Genomic DNA, 16,477 nt, shown 5'->3' on the forward strand with positions numbered 1-16,477 from the left:
ATATTATAGCCATCTTTAATGAAAAATGGTCTCACAGGTAAACTTTAGTAAAAGATCGCATTCCAGGTCGAAAAATTTGTTAATTTACGTCACTGATTTTTTCTATAATTATAAATACCTGCATACATGGAGAAACACATGACTCACGCACATGAGGCGGTGAAAACTCGCCACAAGGAGACGTCGCTCATTTTCCCGGTGGTGGCGCTGGCAATCCTGTTCTTCTGGGGAAGCAGTCAGTCATTGCCAGTGGTTATTGCCATCAATGCCTTAGCGCTGGTCGGCATTCTTAGCAGCGCATTTAGCGTAGTCCGCCACGCGGACGTCTTAGCCCACCGTCTTGGTGAGCCCTATGGCTCTCTGATTTTAAGCCTTTCCGTTGTTATTCTGGAAGTCAGCCTGATATCCGCACTGATGGCCACCGGCGACGCCGCGCCAACGCTTATGCGCGATACGCTCTATTCCATTATCATGATTGTTACCGGCGGCCTGGTCGGTTTCTCGTTATTGCTTGGCGGGCGTAAATTTGCCACGCAATATATGAATCTTTTCGGTATTAAACAGTATTTAATTGCGCTGTTTCCGCTGGCCATTATTGTGCTGGTATTCCCGACCTCACTGCCGGGCGCCAATTTCACGATCGGCCAATCGCTGCTGGTAGCGCTGATCTCCGCCGCGATGTATGGCGTATTCTTGTTAATTCAAACCAAAACCCACCAGAGTCTGTTTGTCTACGAGCACGAAGATGACAGCGATGATGATGACCCGCACCACGGTAAGCCTTCGGCGCACAGCAGCATGTGGCACGCGATCTGGCTGGTTGTCCATCTGGTGGCGGTGATTGCGGTCACCAAAATGAATGCTAACCCGCTGGAGACGCTGCTGACCAGCATGAACGCGCCAGTGGCCTTTACTGGCTTCCTGGTGGCGCTGCTGATTCTCTCGCCGGAAGGGCTGGGCGCACTGAAGGCGGTGTTGAACAACCAGGTTCAGCGCGCCATGAATCTGTTCTTTGGTTCAGTATTGGCAACCATCTCCCTGACGGTACCGGTCGTCACGCTGATCGCCTTTATGACCGGCAACGACCTGATGTTTGGTCTGGGTATGCCGGAGATGATCGTGATGGTCGCGTCGTTAATTCTGTGCCACATCTCGTTCTCCACCGGACGCACCAATGTACTGAACGGCGCGGCACACCTGGCGCTGTTTGCCGCCTATCTGATGACGATATTTGCCTGATACTGCGAGCCGACGCGAGTATACGGCTAATAGAATGCAACGCGCGCAGAAAAGCTGGAACGCCTCACGCATCGCGCGCGTTCGCTAAGTGAAGTGGTTCAGGATGTACACGTAGAATCTGCGCTAAGCCGGAGTTGCTCCGGTGAGGCGCAATGTTGCGGGGGCTTGATCCCTGGCGGCATAGGTTGCTGGATAGAAACACCCCCGCACGTTGAGAGGCGTAAACCTGACAGCATAACGGGGGGCTATCTTGAAACCAGACCCTTCAAGAATAGCCGCGAACCGTTGTTATTACAATAGAGGCGGCTATATGACGCTCGCGCAGTTTGGCGTCGCTTTCTGGCACGATCTTGCCGCTCCTGTCATTGCGGGAATCATCACCGCAGCGATTGTGAGCGGGTGGCGTAACAGGAAGTAACGCACTGAGGGCGTCAGGCTGCCGTAATGGCAACGTGCGCCCGAAACGGGCCGCAGGGGTAACAGCCTGCGGCCTTTTTTGCGGCCATAAAAAAGCCGGACCGCGATAAACGGGCCGGCTTTTCAATGCAGTAACAGAACTTACTTGCTGGTATCCAGTTCGTCGAACCCTTTCACCAGGTCGTCGATGGCTTTCATCTGCTTCAGGAACGGTTCCAGTTTGTCCAGCGGCAGCGCGGACGGGCCGTCACAGCGTGCGTGGTCCGGATCCGGATGCGCTTCAATAAACAGACCCGCGATCCCTACCGCCATACCGGCACGGGCCAGCTCGGTAACCTGTGCGCGACGACCACCGCTTGCTGCGCCAAACGGGTCACGGCACTGCAGAGAGTGAGTCACGTCGAAGATAACCGGGGAGTTGTTGGACGCTTTTTTCATCACGCCAAAGCCCAGCATATCGACAACCAGGTTGTCGTAACCGAAGTTGGAACCACGGTCGCACAGAATCACTTTGTCGTTGCCGCCTTCAATGAATTTGTCAACGATGTTGCCCATTTGGCCCGGGCTGACGAACTGCGGCTTCTTGACGTTGATAACCGCGCCGGTTTTCGCCATCGCTTCTACCAGATCGGTCTGACGAGCGAGGAACGCCGGCAGCTGGATCACGTCAACCACATCGGCAACCGGCTGCGCCTGGCTGGCTTCGTGGACGTCAGTGATGATCTTAACGCCGAAAGTTTGCTTCAGTTCCTGGAAAATCTTCATCCCCTCTTCCAGACCTGGACCACGGTAGGAATGGATAGAAGAACGGTTGGCTTTATCAAATGAAGCTTTAAATACGTAAGGAATGCCCAGCTTCTGGGTCACGGTCACGTAGTGTTCGCAAATACGCATCGCCAGGTCGCGTGATTCCAGCACGTTCATGCCGCCGAACAGAACAAACGGCAGATCGTTTGCTACCTTGATATCACCAATGCTAACCACTTTTTCTTTCATAAGATCGCCTTGTTAGGGTATTTCCGCGATTATAACCGAGGTTATTACCGTTTAGTGAAGAGTTATTTGTTTGTGCGAGATGGTATTAATCTGCGCACGAATCATTTCGCTGATCGGGTCTTCCGGACATTGTTCAACGAAATAGTTCAAATCGTTCAGTGCAATATGCTCGCACTCCAGCTGGGCATAAATCAGCCCGCGGTCGCGAATTTCATACGGATCTTCCGGGTTAAACTGCAGCAGCGCTTCGCTGGTGCGCAGCGCCAGCTCCATCTGCCGCTCTTCCATCAATGCCGATTTCAGCGTATCGAGCAGTTTACGCACTACCTCTGCGTTATCTGCTTCATCGAGGTCTTCGTTAAACAGCTCCGCCATCGGGCTGATATTCCCCTTCAGCCAGACTTCAAGCGTATGCTCATCGAGGGTATCGCCATTAAACGGGTTAATCAGCCATAGCTCTTCGCTGTCGACATCAGCACGCAGCAGCAGTTGGGTCGGGAAAATCACCGGCACGACCGGGATGTCGAGCTGAGCCGCAATCCACAATACAATGGCCCCCAGCGCCACGGCGCTGCCCTGGCGATTCTTCAGTACCTGATCGAGCCACAGCGCGTCAGACAGACGGTACACGCCGGAGGAGTCACCAAAATTCCATTCGTGGTAAAACAGTTCAATCAGACGCTCCATCTGACGCGTCAGCGTCCAGGAGGGGCTAATCTCTTCACGCGCCAGCGCCAACAGACAATCAAGCTGCTCGCGCACCTTCTGCGACGGGAAATCATCACGAATCAATTCGGAAATAAGGATCATGCCATCGCACAGCGGCGCTTTATTAAATTCAAAATCAGCCAGTGACTTCATACCTTACCCCAACAGCGGAACTTTAGTGATGGCGAGTTTAACGATGATGCACAACACCATCAGCGCCAGCAAAAACGCGACAAACCCGCTCTGCTGGCTGCGCGGACGACGACGTCCAAGCGCGACAAACCCTAAAAAGATGTAAATGATAACGCCAAACAGTTTCTCCGTCAGCCATCCCCCCTCTTCAGTGAAGGGGTAATAGCGCGTCATCACCATGAGCGCCACGCCGCTGAGCAACAGCGTGCTGTCAACGCAATGCGGCAGCACACGCACCCAACGCGCGTCAAACAAGGCGCTACGCTGATGCATCCACCAGTAACGCAGCGCAAAAAATGAGGCGGAGAAAATCGCCGACGCGATATGTAAATAGAGCACGAACTGGAACAAATTCACGCCTGCGCCTCCGTATGGCCTGGCCATTGCGCAAGCGTCAGGCGATCGTTATCGCCGTAGTCGCGACAGGTTTGTGCCTGCTGATAGCCCGCTACGGTAAACAATTCGCGCACCGCCGCGCCCTGTTTCCAGCCATGCTCAAGCAGCATATAACCACCGGGCTCAAGCCAGGCGCGGCCTTGCGAAATAATATGGGCCAGGTCGGCAAGCCCCTGATCGGCCGCCACCAGCGCGGTTTTGGGCTCAAAACGCACGTCACCCTGAGACAGGTGCTCGTCCTGCTCGTCGATATACGGCGGGTTGCTGACGATCATTGCAAAACGTTGGTCGTCCAGCGCACTGAACCAGTCGCTTTGCACAATCGTAATATTGTTGATAGCCAGATGAGCGGCATTGCGCTGCGCCAGGGCGACGGCATCGGCAATAAAGTCGACGGCGGTCACCTGACAGTCAGGACGCTCACTGGCTAACGCCAGCGCGACCGCGCCGGTGCCGGTGCCCAAATCAAGAATACGGCACGGCGTCTGCGGCAGACGGGCGAGCGCCTGCTCCACCAGACACTCAGTGTCCGGGCGCGGGATCAGCGTCGCCGGGGAGACAAACAGCGGCAGCGACCAGAACTCACGCGTGCCCACCAGGTGCGCGACCGGCTCGCCGCGTTGACGCCGTGACAGCAGCGCCGCCAGCGTGTCCACCTGCGCGGCGCTTAGCTCGGTCTCATCAAAGGCCAGAACCTGGGTGCGCGATTTGCCGGTAACATGCCCCAACAGGATCTCGGCGTCGCGACGAGGGCTCTCGCCCCCCTGAAGCGCCGCTATCGCCTGTTGCAGCCACTCTCTCCAGGTCATCATTCCTGCTCGGACAGCGCAGCCAGCTGGTCAGCCTGATATTCCTGCACGATAGGCTCGATCAGCATATCGAGCTTACCTTCCATCGCCTCGTCCAGACGATAGAGCGTCAGGTTGATGCGGTGGTCGGTAACGCGTCCCTGCGGAAAGTTATAGGTGCGGTTACGGTCGCTGCGATCGCCGCTGCCCAGCAGGTTACGGCGCTCGGAGGCTTCCGCCTGCTGACGACGGGCAATTTCCGCCGCACGGATACGCGAGCCCAGCACCGACATCGCTTTCGCTTTGTTTTTATGCTGAGAACGTTCGTCCTGACACTCCACCACAATCCCCGTAGGCAAGTGGGTAATACGGATAGCGGAATCGGTGGTGTTAACGTGCTGACCGCCCGCGCCGGAGGAGCGGAAGGTATCAATGCGCAGATCCGCCGGGTTGATATCCGGCAGCTCGGCCTCCGGCACTTCGGGCAATACCGCGACCGTACAGGCGGAGGTATGGATACGCCCCTGAGATTCGGTAGCCGGTACGCGCTGCACGCGGTGACCGCCGGATTCAAACTTCAGACGGCCATACACGCCTTCACCGCTGATTTTGGCGATCACTTCTTTAAAGCCACCGTGCTCGCCTTCGCTGGCGCTCATGATCTCAACGCGCCAGCGGCGTGATTCAGCATAGCGGGTATACATACGGAACAGGTCGCCGGCAAACAGCGCTGCTTCATCACCGCCGGTCCCGGCGCGCACTTCGATGAAGGCATTACGTTCGTCGTCCGGGTCACGCGGCAGCAACAGCACCTGCAGCTGTTGTTCCAGCTGTTCTTCTTTAGCTTTGGCTTCCTGCAGTTCTTCCTGCGCCATTTCGCGCATTTCCGGGTCGTCGAGCATCATCTGCGCGGTTTCGATATCTTCCTGAACCTGACGCCAGTCGGTGTAGCAGCGGGCCACATCGCCCAGCTGTGCGTATTCGCGGGACAACGCACGGAAACGGTCCTGATCGGCAATAGTTGCTGCGTCTCCAAGCAGCGCCTGAACTTCCTCATGGCGCTCGTAGAGAGCTTCCAGTTTAGCAACAATAGAAGGCTTCATTGGCGTAAATGCACCTTGTTATAAATAGAGTTGTGCTACTCCAGCCCGAGGCTGTTGCGCAGAATATGCAGGCGTTCGTCATCCCCGTCACGGGCAGCCTGCTGAAGAGATTTGGTTGGCGCGTGGATCAGGCGATTGGTTAATTTCCGCGCCAGATCCTGCATGATGACCTGCGGATCGCCGCCCTGTTCGAGCGCGGCCATCGCCTTAGCGGTGAGTTCTTCACGCGCCGTTTCCGCCTGGGAGCGATAATCACGGATGATTTCGCTGGCGCTTTGCGCGCGCAGCCAGGCCATAAACTCGCTGGTTTCCTGCTCAACGATGGTTTCAGCCTGCACCGCGGCGGCCTTACGCTGCGCGAGGTTATGCTGAATAATGTTTTGCAGATCGTCCACACTGTAGAGATAGGCGTTAGCGAGTTTCCCCACTTCCGGCTCTACGTCGCGCGGTACGGCGATATCCACCAGCAACATCGGTTGATTGCGACGCGCCTTCAGCGCGCGCTCCACCATGCCTTTACCGATAATCGGCAGCGGGCTGGCGGTTGAACTGATAATGATATCGGCCTCTTTCAGGCGTTCGTCAACGTCGCTAAGCGCAATGACTTCCGCACCCACTTCATCAGCCAACAGCTGCGCGCGTTCGCGGGTACGGTTGGCAATCAGCATTTTTTGCACGTGATGTTCGCGCAGATGGCGCGCGACAAGCTCGATGGTTTCTCCCGCGCCAACCAGTAACACAGTCACCGTGGAGAGAGATTCGAAAATTTGTCGCGCCAGGGTACAGGCGGCGAACGCCACCGACACCGCGCTGGCGCCGATATCCGTTTCTGTACGCACGCGTTTGGCGACCGAAAATGATTTCTGGAACATGCGTTCCAGCTCGCTGGCGTGCAGATGGCCGCGGCTGGAATCAGCAAACGCTTTTTTGACCTGGCCTAAAATCTGCGGTTCGCCCAGTACCAGCGAATCAAGGCCGCTGGCGACGCGCATCAGGTGGCTGACGGCGTCGTTATCCTGGTGCCAGTACAGGCTCTGGCGCAGATCTTCTTCATTCAGCCCGTGGTATTCGCACAACCAGCGGACGATGGCATCGTGCAGGTTATCCTGCTCTTCGACGCTGAGATAGAGTTCGGTGCGGTTACAGGTCGACAGGACCACTCCCCCCTGCACCATTGGCTGAGCCAGCAGGCTCTCCAGCGCCTGGTCAAGCGTGTCTGGCGAAAACGTGACGCGTTCTCGCAGCGCTACCGGGGCTGTCTTGTGGTTAATGCCAAGTGCTAAAAGGGTCATTGTGCGGGAGTAGTACCAGCGTTGATAAGGTTAGTCTGAGCGCATCATACAGGATGCGCGAGATCAATAAAAGGGACGGCCCCCTTTTGGAGTAATAGGTATTACGGGTTAATTTTATGATTTAAGACAACTTGAGCGTAGACGCTGCCCACCAGCGACGCTAGCATTAAGCGTTATAATCGCAACGCATATCAAGGATTGTCATCATGGCCCTGCCTCGCCTGATTCGTCTGCTGCCTTTAGCAGCACTGGTTCTTACCGCCTGTACCGTCAATGCGCCAAAAGGCCCAGGCAAAAGCCCGACCTCGCCGCAGTGGCAACAGCACCAGCAGGAAGTGCGCCAGCTTAGCCAGTACCAGACGCGCGGCGCGTTTGCCTATCTGTCCGATCAGCAAAAAGTCTATGCCCGCTTCTTCTGGCAGCAAACCGGTCAGGACAACTATCGTCTGCTGCTGACCAACCCGCTGGGCAGCACCGAGCTGGAGCTGGTTGGTCAGCCAGGCTCCGCGCAGCTGACCGATAACAAAGGCCAGCACTATACCGCCACCGACGGCGAAGAGATGATTGGTAAGCTGACCGGCATGCCGATTCCGCTTAACAGCCTGCGCCAGTGGATCCTCGGCCTGCCGGGCGACGCCACCGACTATAAGCTCGACGACCAGTATCGCCTGAGTGAACTCAACTACACCCAGAACGGCAAGACCTGGAAAGTGGTATACAGCGGGTACGACAGCAAAACCCAGCCGGCGCTGCCGTCTAACATGGAACTGACCGAAGGGTCCCAGCGCATCAAGCTGAAAATGGATAACTGGATCGCCAAATGACGACCACCTGGCCCTCTCCCGCAAAGCTGAACCTGTTTTTGTACATCACCGGCCAGCGCCCTGATGGCTATCACACGCTGCAGACGCTGTTTCAGTTTCTCGACTACGGCGACACGCTGACGATTACGCCACGCACCGACGGGCAGCTGCGGCTGCTCACCCCAGTCGCAGGCGTGCCGGATGAAGAGAACCTGATTATCCGCGCTGCACGTCTTTTGATGAAAGCCGCAGCGGAAACGGGTTGTTTGCCCGCAGGCAGCGGCGCCGATATCAGCATTGAGAAGCGCCTTCCCATGGGCGGCGGCCTTGGTGGCGGTTCGTCAAACGCGGCCACCGTGCTGGTCGCGCTGAATCATCTCTGGCAGTGTGGGCTCCCGGAAGATGAGCTGGCGACGCTCGGACTGAGGCTGGGCGCCGACGTGCCGGTGTTTGTTCGCGGCCACGCCGCGTTTGCCGAAGGCGTTGGCGAAGTGCTCACGCCGGTCGACGTGGCGGAAAAATGGTACCTGGTGGCCCATCCGGGCGTCAGCATCCCGACGCCGATCATTTTTCGCGATCCGGAGCTGCCACGAAATACCCCGGTCAGGTCAATAGAAACGTTATTAAATTGTGAATTCGGCAATGATTGCGAGGTTATCGCAAGAAAACGTTTTCGCGAGGTTGATGATGTGCTTTCCTGGCTGTTAGAATACGCGCCGTCGCGCCTGACTGGAACAGGAGCCTGTGTCTTTGCTGAATTCGACACGGAACTCGCTGCCCGCCAGGTGCTTGAGCAAGCCCCGGAATGGTTGCAAGGCTTTGTGGCGAAAGGTGTCAACCTCTCTCCGTTGAAGCAAGCCCTGCTCTGAATCATTCGGTTTCCGTCAGTTCTGCTGACGAAAGAAGAATGGTGATGAGTAACCCTGCCGGGCAAACTGAGCTCCGGTGACAACGTCACCCTGTTCCAGACGTTGCATCGCGCTCTTTAATACACCGCCTGGATGAAATCGGCCTGGCCCGCACAGTTTTCGGCCCGATTCATCCACCACTGGACGCATGCCTGAGGTTCTTCTCGTGCCTGATATGAAGCTTTTTGCTGGTAACGCCACCCCGGAACTAGCACAACGTATTGCCAACCGCCTGTACACTTCTCTCGGCGACGCCGCTGTAGGTCGCTTTAGCGACGGCGAAGTCAGCGTACAAATCAACGAAAACGTACGCGGTGGTGATATTTTCATCATCCAGTCCACTTGTGCCCCTACTAACGACAACCTGATGGAATTGGTCGTTATGGTTGATGCCCTGCGCCGTGCTTCCGCAGGCCGTATCACCGCCGTTATCCCTTACTTCGGTTATGCTCGCCAGGACCGTCGCGTTCGCTCTGCTCGTGTACCTATCACTGCTAAAGTTGTCGCTGACTTCCTGTCCAGCGTTGGCGTTGACCGCGTACTGACCGTAGACCTGCACGCTGAACAGATCCAGGGCTTCTTCGATGTTCCGGTGGATAACGTATTCGGTAGCCCAATCCTGCTTGAAGATATGCTGCAGCTGAACCTGGACAACCCGATCGTGGTTTCTCCGGACATCGGCGGCGTGGTTCGCGCTCGTGCTATCGCTAAGCTGCTGAACGATACCGACATGGCTATCATCGACAAACGTCGCCCGCGCGCGAACGTTTCCCAGGTTATGCACATCATCGGCGACGTTGCCGGTCGTGACTGCGTGCTGGTCGATGACATGATCGATACCGGCGGCACGCTGTGCAAAGCAGCAGAAGCGCTGAAAGAACGCGGTGCAAAACGCGTATTCGCTTACGCAACCCACCCGATCTTCTCCGGCAATGCGGTCAATAACCTGCGTAACTCCGTCATTGACGAAGTGGTTGTCTGCGATACCATCCCGTTAAGCGATGAGATCAAAGCGCTGCCAAACGTACGTACCCTGACCCTGTCCGGGATGCTGGCCGAAGCGATTCGTCGTATCAGCAACGAAGAATCCATCTCCGCCATGTTCGAACATTAATCGGATTTGGTTAAAAAACCCGCTGCGGCGGGTTTTTTTGTCTGTATAGTTTATTTGTATGATTTATGCCAACTTCACTGCCATTCACGTGACAGATGATGCGCTCATGGATGAAACAGTATTGTGAATAAATTACTCTCTCCCCAAGTGATGCCTTTCCGCGCGCTTATTGACGCCTGCTGGAAGGAGAAGTACACCTCGGCCCGCTTTATGCGAGACCTTATCGCCGGGATCACCGTCGGTATTATCGCCATTCCGCTGGCGATGGCGCTGGCAATTGGTAGCGGCGTCGCGCCGCAGTACGGCCTTTACACCTCCGCCGTCGCGGGGATCGTTATCGCGCTGACCGGCGGATCGCGCTTCAGCGTTTCCGGGCCAACCGCCGCCTTTGTGGTCATACTCTACCCGGTATCCCAGCAGTTTGGTCTGGCTGGCCTGTTGGTCGCCACCCTGCTTTCCGGACTGTTTTTAATCCTCTTTGGCCTGGCCCGTTTTGGTCGCCTGATTGAATACATTCCGCTGTCAGTGACCCTCGGTTTTACCTCGGGGATCGGTATTACCATCGGTACCATGCAGATTAAGGATTTTCTCGGTCTGCAGATGGCGCATGTCCCTGAACACTATTTACAGAAGGTGGGCGCGCTGGTGATGGCGCTGCCGACCATTAACTTTGGTGATGCCGCAATTGGTATTGTCACTCTCGGCACGCTGATTCTCTGGCCGCGTCTTGGACTGCGTCTTCCGGGCCACCTGCCCGCGCTGATTGCGGGCTGCCTTGTGATGCTGATTGTCAATCTGCTCGGCGGCCACGTTGCCACCATTGGTTCCCAGTTCCACTATATTCTCGCCGACGGTACCCAGGGTAACGGGATCCCGCAGTTACTGCCGCAGTTTGTTCTGCCGTGGGATCTGCCGGGCTCCAGTTTCACCCTGAGCTGGGAATCGCTGCACGCGCTGCTGCCCGCCGCATTCTCCATGGCGATGCTCGGCGCGATTGAATCGCTGCTGTGCGCGGTGGTGCTTGACGGTATGACCGGCACCAAACATAAAGCCAACAGCGAGCTGATCGGCCAGGGTCTGGGTAACATTGTGGCGCCGTTCTTCGGCGGTATTACCGCCACCGCCGCGATTGCCCGCTCGGCGGCCAACGTTCGCGCCGGAGCCACTTCGCCAGTGTCTGCCGTCATCCACGCCATTCTGGTCATTCTGGCGCTGCTGATCCTCGCGCCCGTGCTTTCCTGGCTGCCGCTGTCAGCAATGGCTGCTCTGCTGCTGATGGTGGCATGGAACATGAGCGAGGCGCACAAAGTGGTCTATCTGCTGCGTAAAGCGCCGAAAGACGACATTATCGTGATGCTTATCTGTATGTCGCTGACCGTGCTGTTCGATATGGTTATCGCCATTAGCGTAGGCATCGTGCTGGCTTCGTTGCTGTTTATGCGCCGCATTGCACGCATGACGCGACTGTCTGCGGTCAACGTGACCGTCCCGGATGATGTGCTGGTGCTGCGGGTGATTGGCCCGCTGTTCTTTGCCGCCGCCGAAGGGTTGTTTACCGACCTGGAGTCGCGGATTGCGGGTAAGCGGATTGTGGTGCTGAAATGGGATGCAGTGCCGGTACTGGATGCCGGTGGTCTGGATGCCTTCCAGCGCTTTGTGAAAAAACTGCCTGATGGCTGCGAACTGCGCGTTTCAAACCTCGAGTTCCAGCCGCTGCGCACCATGGCGCGTGCCGGGATTCAGCCAATTCCAGGACGTCTGGCCTTCTTCCCGAATAAAGATGCGGCGCTGGCAGACGTCTCACCGCGCTGAGTCACATTTGCGGCGGCCAGCGCGCTGGCCGCCGCAGACACATTAGTAATCGAACTGCCGGTAGTAACGGCGAATATTCAGGTCGTGCCCGGTATGATGTTCAAAGTGGGCCGCCAGTCTGTCCACCAGCAGCGTTGACACGACACACGGTGCCATTATCCAACGGAAAGCGTCATCAATACCGTTTAGCGGATAGTCGCGTGGGTCAATGACTACCAGATGATCGGTTATCTTTTTCGCGAAGCGCTCAACACGTTCATCCAGTGCCCGGCATTTACCCTCGCCTTTCACCAGGAACAGCGGAACATCTTTTTCCAGCAGTTCCAGAGTGCCATGGAAAAACTCCGCCGAGCTGACTGATTTGGTTCGCTTCCACTGCATCTCTTCAAGGATACACATCGAGAACAGGTAAACTTCCCCCCACATCTCGGCTCCACCGATCCACATCATATAATCACGGTCATGATACTGCGCAGCGATATTATCCGCCTGCGGATCAAACTGCCGTTTAGCCTGTAAGAGATTTTCCGGCAATAATTCCAACTGGCTGGCAAAGCGCTCATAATCCGCAAACTCACCATGACGATAAATTACGCGGAAAAATAACCAGTAGAGCAGCATATATTCATATTCTACGCCGTTTTTGTGACACATCGGAATATGCCATTTCGCCGCCTCAGCTAATGGTGAATCGGCATTCCGGGTAATAGCGACCACGCGAATACCTTGCCCTTTACACCATTCTGCAATCGCCACCGATTCTTTCGTATCACCGGATTTAGACAAGGTCACGACCACCGCGTCTTTGGTTAATTTCTTATGCCCGTGATGGATCAATTCCGCTGCCTGTTCAAGATAAACCGGCACGTCGGTTAATTGTTTAGCAAATTCATTAATCGCCATCATAGGCGCCAAAGAACCGCCTACTGAGGCAAAAAATAATGCGCTACAGCCACTCTGATAAATATCATCGGCGACGTTTTCCGCCTGTTTGCGCGCAGCAATGATCTCGCGAGCACTGGTCAGGTACTCGTCCTGATTAAAACCCAACATAGTTTTCTCCTGAATAATCAGATTTTACTTTTTAATACGCGATCGAAATCGTTAAAAATACGTTTTCCCAGGTCGATACCTTTAAGTCCGGCGATATGCCAGGCCAGCATCTGGATCGGCACCACCAGCAGAAGCGGCGCCAGATGATGTTCACACGGGCAGTTCAGCGCCAGAGTATGCTCATCCTCCTCGTCGTTGAGCGTCAGCGTGAAAGCCTGCGCGACAGACGGCGTCATGTAGTCGCGCAGCGCCCGGCTGCGTTCATCCGGCTGGTCTTCAATAAACAGCATGATATGGCGGGCATTGGCCTCCAGATAAGGCCCATGCATATACGCCTCGAGCTCGAAACCGCTGGAAGGGACGCGTACCGTCTCGGTGAATTTGGTTTCACACTCTTTGGCCACGCCCACCAGCGCCCCGTAGCCGATGGCGACAAAACGCTCGCCGTCGCGCAGCGTCGCGCTGTGTCGATCGATAAATCGCGAGGTACGGGTTATCGCCGCCGGGATTGCCGCCGCCAACCGCCGTAGTTCCGCGAGATAATGCCGCTCTTCATCAGCGCAGGCTTTCCCCTGCCCACGGGCAATCAGCAGGGCCATCAGCAACAAATTCAATACCGTGGCGCTAAAACCTCGGGTAACGAAGCCCACGCTCTCAATGCCGGTATTGATATCCAGAACGCCGTCACACGCCTTCGCAATCGGGCTTTGCGGATCAGAGGTAAGCGCGAATACAGGAAGCTTCGCCGCCTGTACCTTACGCATCGCCTCCAGCGTTGACGCGCTTTTTCCGCTTTGTGAAATCGCCACCACCAGATCGGTATGCGGGTCAATCATTTCATAGTGGGTAAAGTTATACGGCTCTTTAATCTCCACCAGCAGGCCGAAGCGCTGCTCGAAGAAATAGCGCGCGCACAGCGCGGCGTTCAGTGATGACCCGGTAGCCAACAGCAGAATTCGGCGTACCGGATGCTGGCGGGCAAATGTTTCAATTGCCGCCAGATTTTGCCGATAGTCGCGGATGATCTGCGCCAGGCATTCAGGTTCCTCGCGGATATACGTCATCATTGTGGGTACCATATTCATCTCCCGTTAAAATAATCCAATCCACGATCCAGCAATGCCCACCAGCGCCATCCCGCCAATAATCGTGAGCGGTTTGACCTTTCGCCCCAGCAGCCAGTAGACAATGCCAAAACTCACCAGTGGCAGCAGACAAGGCATAATGTCGTTGATAATGTCCTGCACCTGGGTTTTCGCCTCCCCGGCACCAAAAGAGATGGGAATGGTGATATCAATCATCGAGGCAGTCATCGCCCCTACCACCATCAGGCCGATAATCGACGCCCCGTAGGTCAGACTTTCCATCATTCCGCTTTTCTGGATCCGCTGCAGCACGCCTGTCCCCAGTACGTAACCCCAGCGAGTGAAGAACCAGCGCACCAGGATGTGCGGCACGTTGAACACCAGCAGAAATAAAATTGGCCCAAGGATGTTGCCCTTCAGCGCCAGACTGGTGCCGATGCCGGTGGCGATCAGCCGCAGCGTTCCCCAGAAGAAAGAGTCTCCCAGCCCGGCAAGCGGTCCCATCAGCGACGCTTTAACGTTATCAATCGCACTGGCGTCCATCTTGTTCTGCTGGCTATTTTTCTCCTCCATCGCCGTGGTAATTCCCAGCAACAGGGTGACGATATGCGGCGTGGTATTGAAAAACACCAGATGCCGTTTTAGCGCCCCAGCCAGCTCCTCTTTACGTGGATAGAGTTTTTTCAACACCGGAATCAACGCATAAACGAAGGCGAGATTCATCTGCCGCTCGTAGTTCCACGAGAACTCCATCTGGAAAGATCGCCAGAATACCCGGCGTAGGTCGCGCGGCGTGATGCGCGTGTCATCCTGTTCCTGAGGCGCGAGATTCTCTTCAGAAATCATCTTCGTCGTCATCGCTGACTCCTTGTTCTGTCGTCGTACGGGGTGAGTTCAATGCAGTGACGTTAACCATCACTACCGCGACAATCGCGCCCAGAATGGCAATACCTGTCACCGGGATTTTCAGATAGGCCATCAACACAAAGCCGAGGAAAAAGTACGGCGCGACTTTCTTATTAATCAGCAATCTGGCCAGCATTGCGAAGCCGAGCGCCGGAATAATGCCGGTCGCCACGCTGAGCCCGTGTTTAATAAATTCCGGGATCGCGTCCAGGAGCGATTTCACCGCGTTACTGCCGACAAGAAACGATACCGTGACCACCGTCGCCAACATTAACGACAGCCCGAATCCGGCAATCAGGTGCATACGCTCAATACCGCGCGTATCCGCTTCTTCGGCATAACCATCGGCCTTCTGACTGAGCCAGGGAATAAACATCCCCAGGTAGACGTTTTTCAAAATCAGCGTCAGGGTGGCAATCGGCAGGCCCAGTAGCAGCGCCGTCTCCGTGCCCGCACCGGAGGTAATCGCGAACGCCACGCCGAGTATGCCGCCGGTGACCACATCGGGCGGAATCGACGCGCCTACCGAGAAAGAGCCAATAAACGCCAGCTCCAGCGTAGCCCCCATGATGACGCCGGTTTGCACATCCCCCAGTACTAATCCGGTCAGCAGGCCGGTGACGATGGGCCGCGAAATGAGCGATGTTCCCATCGCGTATTCTGATTGCGCGATAAACGCCACCAGACCGAGTAACAGAGCCTCTACCATAATCTGTCCTCCGGAATTAAAGGCATTCCGCTAAAAACTGTTTGCGATCGTTCGGGACCTGGCGAATTTCGACCTCAATGCCGCTGTCGATGAGCTGCTGCAGCTGCACGATTTCTTCCGGCAATAAATTAATCGCCTTAGAGATATTCTGGCTGCCCTCTTTCGCTTTAATCCCACCCAAATTAATACTTTTGATACACTCCACGGCATTCACGATGCGCCAGGCATCGGTCACCGATTCCACGACAATAAATAGTTTGTACTTATCCGTGACGCCGCTTTTTATCGACTCGATTGAGTCATCGATATTTTTAATCACCAGCTTGACCGAAGGCGGTTTAGCAAGCTTGATCGTGGTTTTCCGCAGTTCATCGTTGGGCACATTGTCGTTAGCGATTAAAATACAGTCTGCGCCAACATATTGCGTCCAGGAAAAAGCCACCTGACCGTGAAGTAAACGATGATCTACCCTTAAAAATTTAATCATGACGCCTCCTGTGTTCAGAAGTCTTTATCAATAGTCGTCGCACTGGCAATGGTATGATTGCAGTACTGAATGCTCTCTTTAGCGCTAGCTAGCGCTTCAGAAATTAATTTATCGGTATCACTTTCCTGCGTGGAAATAAGTAAGTCGATAATTAGCGGCAAATTCAGACCGGACAATAAATGAAAGTGCGGGCGCGATAAAAAGCGGACAAATTCATTGTTCACGCTACCGGCGAAGATATCGGTAATCACAATCAGTTCATCGTCGGCGGGAAAGTTCGCCAGCAGTGATTCGACCTGTTGGGTCAGGTCAACGTCATCATCTACATAGGCGCACAGGGTGTGAATATCCGGCTGCTTACCGAGAATCAGCTCCACGGAATTCAACAGGCCGTTTGCGAAAGTGCCATGACTGGCAAAAATATAGTGTCGTTTCATCCTTACCTCGAAAGCGCATTCCACTGCTTTCT

The 16,477-nt window shown here is 55.4% G+C and carries 18 protein-coding genes; 6 read left to right on the forward strand and 12 right to left on the reverse strand.

Going from position 1 to position 16,477, the window contains the following annotated elements; all coding sequences use genetic code 11:
• Positions 1–138: 138 nt before the first annotated feature.
• Positions 139–1,239, forward strand: a complete 1,101-nt coding sequence (gene chaA, locus ACW14G_RS19330) for a sodium-potassium/proton antiporter ChaA (protein ID WP_064544973.1) — start codon at positions 139–141, stop codon at positions 1,237–1,239.
• A gap of 310 nt (positions 1,240–1,549) precedes the next feature.
• On the forward strand, positions 1,550–1,657 hold the full coding sequence (locus ACW14G_RS19335; RefSeq protein ID WP_167575712.1) for a type I toxin-antitoxin system toxin Ldr family protein: 108 nt from the start codon (positions 1,550–1,552) through the stop codon (positions 1,655–1,657).
• Between the two features lie 140 nt (positions 1,658–1,797).
• Here ACW14G_RS19335 and kdsA read toward each other — a convergent pair whose 3' ends face one another.
• From kdsA to hemA, 6 genes are read right to left on the reverse strand one after another with little or no spacing between them, the layout of a single operon-like run.
• Positions 1,798–2,652 carry a 3-deoxy-8-phosphooctulonate synthase gene (kdsA, locus tag ACW14G_RS19340; RefSeq protein WP_065356696.1) on the reverse strand — a complete coding sequence of 285 codons (855 nt, stop codon included), beginning with the start codon at positions 2,650–2,652 and terminating at the stop codon, positions 1,798–1,800.
• A gap of 51 nt (positions 2,653–2,703) precedes the next feature.
• Positions 2,704–3,513, reverse strand: a complete 810-nt coding sequence (gene sirB1 / locus ACW14G_RS19345; RefSeq protein WP_065356697.1) for an invasion regulator SirB1 — start codon at positions 3,511–3,513, stop codon at positions 2,704–2,706.
• A gap of 3 nt (positions 3,514–3,516) precedes the next feature.
• Complete coding sequence (locus tag ACW14G_RS19350) at positions 3,517–3,909, reverse strand: SirB2 family protein (protein ID WP_167575711.1); 393 nt, start codon at positions 3,907–3,909, stop codon at positions 3,517–3,519.
• Positions 3,906–4,757: a peptide chain release factor N(5)-glutamine methyltransferase gene (gene prmC, locus ACW14G_RS19355; RefSeq protein ID WP_249023312.1), complete on the reverse strand. Its 852-nt coding sequence runs from the start codon at positions 4,755–4,757 to the stop codon at positions 3,906–3,908. Before prmC ends, ACW14G_RS19350 begins: the two co-directional genes overlap by 4 nt.
• Positions 4,757–5,839, reverse strand: a complete 1,083-nt coding sequence (gene prfA / locus ACW14G_RS19360) for a peptide chain release factor 1 (protein ID WP_163446160.1) — start codon at positions 5,837–5,839, stop codon at positions 4,757–4,759. Before prfA ends, prmC begins: the two co-directional genes overlap by 1 nt.
• A 35-nt stretch (positions 5,840–5,874) precedes the next feature.
• Positions 5,875–7,131 carry a glutamyl-tRNA reductase gene (gene hemA / locus ACW14G_RS19365; RefSeq protein WP_065356699.1) on the reverse strand — a complete coding sequence of 419 codons (1,257 nt, stop codon included), beginning with the start codon at positions 7,129–7,131 and terminating at the stop codon, positions 5,875–5,877.
• A gap of 206 nt (positions 7,132–7,337) precedes the next feature.
• Between hemA and lolB the strand changes: the two genes are divergently transcribed.
• The 4 genes from lolB (at position 7,338) to dauA (ending at position 11,768) form a co-directional block, all read left to right on the forward strand.
• Positions 7,338–7,955 (forward strand): lipoprotein insertase outer membrane protein LolB, encoded by a 618-nt coding sequence (gene lolB, locus ACW14G_RS19370; protein WP_223802717.1) that lies wholly within the window; start codon positions 7,338–7,340, stop codon positions 7,953–7,955.
• Positions 7,952–8,803 carry a 4-(cytidine 5'-diphospho)-2-C-methyl-D-erythritol kinase gene (gene ispE / locus ACW14G_RS19375; RefSeq protein ID WP_249023188.1) on the forward strand — a complete coding sequence of 284 codons (852 nt, stop codon included), beginning with the start codon at positions 7,952–7,954 and terminating at the stop codon, positions 8,801–8,803. The genes lolB and ispE overlap by 4 nt, the downstream gene beginning before the upstream one ends.
• Before the next feature lie 205 nt (positions 8,804–9,008).
• Complete coding sequence (prs, locus tag ACW14G_RS19380) at positions 9,009–9,956, forward strand: ribose-phosphate diphosphokinase (RefSeq protein ID WP_003856663.1); 948 nt, start codon at positions 9,009–9,011, stop codon at positions 9,954–9,956.
• A 123-nt stretch (positions 9,957–10,079) separates the two neighbouring features.
• The gene (gene dauA / locus ACW14G_RS19385; protein ID WP_256450013.1) at positions 10,080–11,768 is read left to right on the forward strand and encodes a C4-dicarboxylic acid transporter DauA; all 1,689 of its coding nucleotides are present in this window, start codon (positions 10,080–10,082) and stop codon (positions 11,766–11,768) included.
• A gap of 42 nt (positions 11,769–11,810) precedes the next feature.
• Here the strand turns inward: dauA and ACW14G_RS19390 are convergent, their stop codons facing one another.
• From ACW14G_RS19390 to ACW14G_RS19415, 6 genes are read right to left on the reverse strand one after another with little or no spacing between them, the layout of a single operon-like run.
• Complete coding sequence (locus ACW14G_RS19390; protein ID WP_064544951.1) at positions 11,811–12,821, reverse strand: SIS domain-containing protein; 1,011 nt, start codon at positions 12,819–12,821, stop codon at positions 11,811–11,813.
• A 17-nt stretch (positions 12,822–12,838) separates the two neighbouring features.
• Entirely contained in the window at positions 12,839–13,900 is a 1,062-nt protein-coding gene (locus ACW14G_RS19395) for an SIS domain-containing protein (protein ID WP_249023187.1), read from the reverse strand.
• Between the two features lie 12 nt (positions 13,901–13,912).
• Positions 13,913–14,764, reverse strand: a complete 852-nt coding sequence (locus tag ACW14G_RS19400) for a PTS system mannose/fructose/sorbose family transporter subunit IID (RefSeq protein ID WP_065356704.1) — start codon at positions 14,762–14,764, stop codon at positions 13,913–13,915.
• Positions 14,742–15,521: a PTS mannose/fructose/sorbose/N-acetylgalactosamine transporter subunit IIC gene (locus tag ACW14G_RS19405; protein WP_163446163.1), complete on the reverse strand. Its 780-nt coding sequence runs from the start codon at positions 15,519–15,521 to the stop codon at positions 14,742–14,744. The genes ACW14G_RS19400 and ACW14G_RS19405 overlap by 23 nt, the downstream gene beginning before the upstream one ends.
• A gap of 16 nt (positions 15,522–15,537) precedes the next feature.
• Positions 15,538–16,008 (reverse strand): PTS sugar transporter subunit IIB, encoded by a 471-nt coding sequence (locus ACW14G_RS19410; RefSeq protein ID WP_249023186.1) that lies wholly within the window; start codon positions 16,006–16,008, stop codon positions 15,538–15,540.
• Positions 16,009–16,022: 14 nt separating this feature from the next.
• Positions 16,023–16,445, reverse strand: coding sequence for a PTS sugar transporter subunit IIA (locus tag ACW14G_RS19415; RefSeq protein WP_065356707.1), 423 nt, complete (start codon positions 16,443–16,445; stop codon positions 16,023–16,025).
• Positions 16,446–16,477: the final 32 nt, after the last annotated feature.

It is taken from the genome of Kluyvera sp. (assembly GCF_965301105.1).